The organism is Haloferax profundi (assembly GCF_001469865.1).
GTDB lineage: Archaea > Halobacteriota > Halobacteria > Halobacteriales > Haloferacaceae > Haloferax > Haloferax profundi.
Window position 1 is genome coordinate 1 of the sequence record NZ_LOPV01000573.1, and the last position, 2,366, is coordinate 2,366.

Genomic DNA, 2,366 nt, shown 5'->3' on the forward strand with positions numbered 1-2,366 from the left:
AATCGACGACGTGCAACGAATTTCGTCCGAGGGGACCAGTGGAGTTCTCAGAATTCGACTCTCACAACCGTTTATCGCCCTCGAACTCGCCGACCATGGTGCCTTATTCCAGAGTGCATCTGTCACACCGTCGTTGACGACTATCGTCGTCGACGTTCCAGAGAGTGTCGAGTTGCGGCGGGTAACTGACCTTCTTCAGCGGACGTTCGGAGAGACGGAACTCCTGTCGAAACACAATATCGACCAATCGACCACACAGATGGCTGGTCCAACGTTCTTCGAGCAACTGACCGAACGGCAACTCGAGGTTCTCCAGACGGCCTACTACAGCGGGTTCTTCGAAAGTCCTCGTGAGAACACAGGAGAGGACGTTGCTTCGATGCTCGGTATTTCACCGGCAGCATTCTACCAGCACGTCCGAACGGTGCAACGTAAGCTCTTTTCTGCACTCCTAGACGAAAGGGGGGTTCAAACAGTAACGTAGCATACCCGATATTGGGGTTGAATATTGAAGTGTATGTTTGCACAGCCCTTCACCATTCAACAAATAGATACTCCCTAAAACACTTAGTATCCATTTTCAGAGCGTGACCGACGTAGTCGGTTCGTTCTACTAGCTATGAGAGATGTCACACCAGACACCGACAGCGACCAACCGTACGAATGCTTTCAGTGTGGGACGGTCATCGTCAAAGACGAAAATCCGGGGAGATGCCCTGACTGTAGTGGGCGGATGCGAAATCGCGGAACACCTCTCGAGTAATGAGTTCGCCCAACTCAGAGGGAACCGATTCCTCACCTTCCCAGGCGTCGGTACCGGAATCTGCCCTCGAAACAGCGCGAAGACAACTCGACCGGGCCGCCGAACACCTCGAAATCGACCCGAACGTGGTCGAACGCCTCAGATACCCGACGACGGTCCACGAAGTGACCGTCCCAATCGAGCGTGACGACGGGACAGTAGAGGTGTACACCGGCTATCGAGCCCAACACGATAGTGTCAGAGGCCCGTACAAGGGTGGTCTACGGTACCACCCAGACGTCACCAGAGACGAATGTGTCGGGCTGTCCATGTGGATGACGTGGAAGTGCGCCGTGATGGACCTCCCATTCGGCGGTGCAAAAGGTGGTGTCGCAGTCAACCCAAAAGCGTTGAGCCTCGACGAGAAAGAGCGTCTCACCCGACGCTTCACGCAAGAACTTCGGACAACAATTGGGCCGATGAAAGACATCCCAGCACCCGACATGGGGACCGACCCACAGACCATGGCGTGGGTGATGGACGCGTACTCGATGCAAGAAGGCGAGACCATTCCCGGTGTCGTGACCGGCAAACCGCCAATAATCGGCGGGAGCAAAGGTCGTGAGACTGCGCCGGGACGCTCGGTTGCAATCATTGCCCGAGAGGCAATCGACTATCTCAGTTGGGACATCGAAGAGACGACTGTCGCAGTCCAAGGATTCGGGTCCGTCGGTGCTCCTGCAGCACGGCTGCTCGATAGTTACGGTGCGACTGTCGTCGCCGTCTCAGACGTGAACGGCGCTATCTACGACCCAGACGGTCTCGACACCCACGACGTACCGACACACGAAGAAGAACCAGAAGCCGTGTTGAAGTACGACGCACCGGAGACACTCTCGAACGAGGAACTCCTCGAACTCGACGTAGACGTGCTCATCCCAGCAGCAGTAGGGAACGTGCTCACCGGGGAGAACGCAGACAGCGTTCGAGCAAATCTCATCGTCGAGGGAGCAAATGGCCCTACGACGAGTATCGCAGACACCATCTTTGCCGACCGAGGAATCCCAGTCGTTCCAGACATTCTCGCGAACGCAGGTGGCGTGACTGTGAGTTACTTCGAGTGGCTCCAAGACATCAACCGCCGTGCGTGGTCACTCGAACGTGTTCACGACGAACTCGAGACGGAGATGATTCGTGCATGGGAGACGGTGCAGGCCGAACACGAGTCCCGTGGCGTTCCGTGGCGTGATGCAGCGTACACTGTCGCATTATCGCGTATCGCAGACGCACACGAGGCGCGGGGGTTGTGGCCGTAGAGCTGAGAATGGTATAGCCGAACCAACAATCGAGACCAACACGAACCTCAGATACCACACGGATTCAGGGATAGCACAATCGATGTCCCCTTGAATGTCCGGTAACCACCTATTGGTCGGCGTCCAGAGAGATACTGGGAGAGATGGAACCTGCCCCTTTCTCAGCCGAGGAGTCCAAGCGAATCGATTTCGTCACTCACGACCTGAATCGCCTCGCGCGCGTATTCGACTTTCTTCGCACCAGTGATGACAATCTTCCCGGACCCGAACAGGAGAACGACCACATTTGGCTCGTCGATTCGGTAGAC

3 protein-coding genes and 1 pseudogene are annotated in these 2,366 nt (G+C 56.1%); 3 read left to right on the forward strand and 1 reads right to left on the reverse strand.

What is annotated here, in order from left to right; translation table 11 throughout:
- From AUR66_RS17015 to gdhB, 3 genes are all read left to right on the forward strand, one after another.
- The coding region (locus AUR66_RS17015; RefSeq protein WP_197409848.1) for a helix-turn-helix domain-containing protein at positions 1-484 on the forward strand (484 nt) is incomplete at its 5' end.
- Between the two features lie 135 nt (positions 485-619).
- Positions 620-763 (forward strand): rubrerythrin-like domain-containing protein, encoded by a 144-nt coding sequence (locus AUR66_RS21430; RefSeq protein ID WP_157533197.1) that lies wholly within the window; start codon positions 620-622, stop codon positions 761-763.
- Positions 763-2,058, forward strand: coding sequence for a glutamate dehydrogenase GdhB (gene gdhB / locus AUR66_RS17020; RefSeq protein ID WP_058573374.1), 1,296 nt, complete (start codon positions 763-765; stop codon positions 2,056-2,058). Before AUR66_RS21430 ends, gdhB begins: the two co-directional genes overlap by 1 nt.
- Positions 2,059-2,219: 161 nt before the next feature.
- On the opposite strand, the pseudogene AUR66_RS17025 reads toward gdhB, so the two are convergent.
- A pseudogene (locus AUR66_RS17025) lies at positions 2,220-2,366 on the reverse strand (TATA-box-binding protein); the annotation flags it as partial.